4 protein-coding genes are annotated in these 2,746 nt (G+C 69.0%); 3 read left to right on the forward strand and 1 reads right to left on the reverse strand.

Going from position 1 to position 2,746, the window contains the following annotated elements:
• Positions 1–265: NlpC/P60 family protein (locus SFU54_RS01385; protein WP_319014524.1), on the forward strand; the 265-nt coding region annotated here is incomplete at its 5' end.
• Between the two features lie 67 nt (positions 266–332).
• Here the strand turns inward: SFU54_RS01385 and SFU54_RS01390 are convergent.
• Entirely contained in the window at positions 333–827 is a 495-nt protein-coding gene (locus SFU54_RS01390; RefSeq protein ID WP_319014525.1) for an inorganic diphosphatase, read from the reverse strand.
• Positions 828–896: 69 nt separating this feature from the next.
• Here SFU54_RS01390 and tilS point away from each other — a divergent pair, with 69 nt between their 5' ends.
• Together tilS and hpt are read left to right on the forward strand one after the other, a co-directional pair.
• Positions 897–1,910, forward strand: a complete 1,014-nt coding sequence (tilS, locus tag SFU54_RS01395; RefSeq protein WP_319014526.1) for a tRNA lysidine(34) synthetase TilS — start codon at positions 897–899, stop codon at positions 1,908–1,910.
• Between the two features lie 34 nt (positions 1,911–1,944).
• Positions 1,945–2,499, forward strand: coding sequence for a hypoxanthine phosphoribosyltransferase (gene hpt, locus SFU54_RS01400; RefSeq protein WP_319014527.1), 555 nt, complete (start codon positions 1,945–1,947; stop codon positions 2,497–2,499).
• Positions 2,500–2,746: the final 247 nt, after the last annotated feature.

The following is a 2,746-nucleotide window of genomic DNA, read 5'->3' on the forward strand; positions in this document are numbered from 1 at the left end:
GGGGCTGTCGATCGGCGGCCACGGGTCGAGCGCGCAATACACGCGGGCGTCGTCGCGCGGTCAGCTCGTTCCCTATAGCCAGGTGCAGCCGGGCGACCTGATCTTCTACAGCTCGGGTGGCTCACCGAGCGCGTCGAAGTACCACGTGGCGCTCTACATCGGCGACGGACTCATGATCGAGGCACCGTATCCGGGCAAGCCCGTGCGCATCGTTCCCGTGCGCAGTTATGACCGCGTGGGGTTGGTGGCGCGGCCGAGCGCGTAGCAGTATGCGGTCGCGTCGCGGCGCCGGAGAGCCCGCGAGCGCCTAGCGCGCGGCGAGTCTTCGCGCGTTAGTGACCGGCCGGCGGCACGTACGCCGCGATGCCCGCCTGAATGATGGCCTCAGCCTCGGCGGCGTTGCCCCAGCCCTCGGTCTTGACCCACTTGCCGGGCTCGAGGTCTTTGTAGTGCTCGAAGAAGTGCTCGATCTCTTTGCGCGTGAACTCGGGCACGTCGTCAACATCTTGGATGTGCGCCCAGCGCGGGTCTTTCGCGAGCACGCAGATGACCTTCGCGTCGCTGCCGCCGTCGTCGGTCATGTTGAACACGCCGACGGGGCGCACGGTCACGCCCACGCCCGGAAACAGCGGGTATTCGGTGAGCACGAGCGCGTCAACCGGGTCGCCGTCAAGGCCGAGGGTGTTCTCGAAGAAGCCGTAGTCGGTGGGGTAGACGAACGACGTGAAGAGCACGCGGTCGAGCATGACGCGACCGGTTTCGTGGTCGATCTCGTACTTGTTGCGGCTGCCCTTCGGCACTTCGATGATCACGGGGTAGGCGCCCATCAGGGTGCTCCTTTGTGCGAGAGAAATCGGCGTGGGTGGCGCCCGCGGGCGCGGCTCTAACCTTAGTGGATGCCCCCCGAGCGCCCGGCTGACGCCCGACGCCCGCGGCTCACCCCCGCGGTCGCCGACTCTCGTCGCGCCGTGCGCGAGTCGCTCGTCGGGCTGCCGCAGGGTTCGCTCGCTCTTGTTGCTCTCAGTGGAGGCCCCGACTCGCTGGCGCTCGCCGCGGCCGCCGGGTTTGAGGCTCCGCGGCTCGGGCTGCGCGTGGGGGCCGTGATTGTCGACCACGGGTTGCAGGCCGGCTCGGCCGAGGTGGCCGAGCGCGCGGCAGAGGCGGCGCGAGCGCTCGGGCTCGAGCCCGTGCTGGTCGAGCGCGTGCACGTCGGTGGCGAGGGCGGCCCCGAGGGTGCGGCACGCGAGGCGCGCTACGCCGCGCTCGAATCCGCAGCCGTGCGGCTCGGTGCCGCCGCCGTGCTGCTCGGGCACTCGCTCGACGACCAGGCCGAGACCGTTCTGCTGGGGCTCGCCCGCGGCAGCGGCACGCTGAGCATCGCGGGCATGGCCGCGGTCGCGGGGCTCTACCGCCGACCGTTGCTCGGGCTGCGTCGGGCCGCGCTCGCCCAGGCCTGCGCCGACCAGGGTCTTGAGCCGTGGCACGATCCGCACAATGACGATGAGCGTTTTGCGCGCGTGCGGGTGCGGCGCAGCATCCTGCCGCACCTCGAAAAGCACCTCGATGCCGGAATCGTCGAGGCGCTCGCCCGCACCGCCGCAATCGCGCGCGACGACGCCGAGGCGCTCGATCAGATGGTCGATGAGGTGGCCGAAGAACTCGTTGAGCTCGCCGAGGGTGGGTGCTCGCTGCCCGCGGCGTGGCTCGCTGCCAACCCCGCGGCGCTGCGCAACCGGGTCATTCGGCTCGTGGCGCGCAGCGAGTTTGGGGTGTCGATCAGTCGCACGCAGACCCTCGAGGTGGCGCGACTCGCGACCGACTGGCATGGTCAGGGCCCCGTGCATCTGCCCGGCATTAGGGTGGAACGCATCGGCGGCCACCTCAAGTTTGCGGCCGCCGAACCTGCGTGACCACCCCTTTGCCCGTATCGCCGGAGGAGACCCCGTGGACGTCGACGACATCCGTTCTGACCTGACCGAGGTGCTCATCACCGAGCAAGAGATTCACGCCAAGCTCGCCGACCTGGCCCGCCGGGTCGAGGCCGATTATGGGGATGCTCCGCCGCTGCTCGTCGGCGTGCTCAAGGGCGCGGTCATGGTCATGGCCGACTTCGCGCGCGAGCTGGCCGTGCCCGCCGAGATGGACTGGATGGCTGTGTCGAGCTACGGCGCGAGCACGCAGTCGAGCGGTGTCGTGCGCATTCTCAAAGACCTCGACACCGAGATCGCGGGCCGCGATGTGCTCATCGTCGAAGACATCATCGACTCGGGGCTGACGCTCGCGTGGCTGCGGGCCAACCTCGAGTCGCGGGGCGCGAAGAGCGTCAAGATTCTCGCCCTGCTGCGCAAGCCCGAGGCCGCCAAGGTCGAGGTTGAGGTCGAGTACGTCGGCTTCGACATTCCGCCCGCCTTCGTCGTGGGCTACGGCCTCGACTACGCCGAGAAATACCGCAACTTGCGGGCCGTCGGCGTGCTCGCGCCGCACGTCTACTCCAGCTAACGCACTCCGCCTGCCGCGAACAGTACACGACCTGCCAAGGGCTGCGCGATAGCCTGACAGGCACGTTCCATCAGCAGAAAGGTGCGGGGCCGCCAGCCCGCCAACCATGAATGTCAAGCGCATCGTTCGAGGCCCGTTCCTCTACATCGTCGCCGGAGCCATCGTGCTCTGGGTTGGATTCACCCTGCTCAGCGGCATCGGCGGCTTTCGTCAGGTCAGCACGCAAGAGGGCCTCGAGTTCTTGGCG

It is taken from the genome of Microcella sp. (assembly GCF_033763155.1).
GTDB lineage: Bacteria > Actinomycetota > Actinomycetes > Actinomycetales > Microbacteriaceae > Microcella.

Bases quoted from the DNA above. Each gene is read 5' to 3' on its own strand.
- SFU54_RS01390 (WP_319014525.1), bottom strand. From the start codon at position 827: ATGGGCGCCTACCCCGTGATCATCGAAGTGCCGAAGGGCAGCCGCAAC.
- tilS (WP_319014526.1), top strand. From the start codon at position 897: ATGCCCCCCGAGCGCCCGGCTGACGCCCGACGCCCGCGGCTCACCCCC.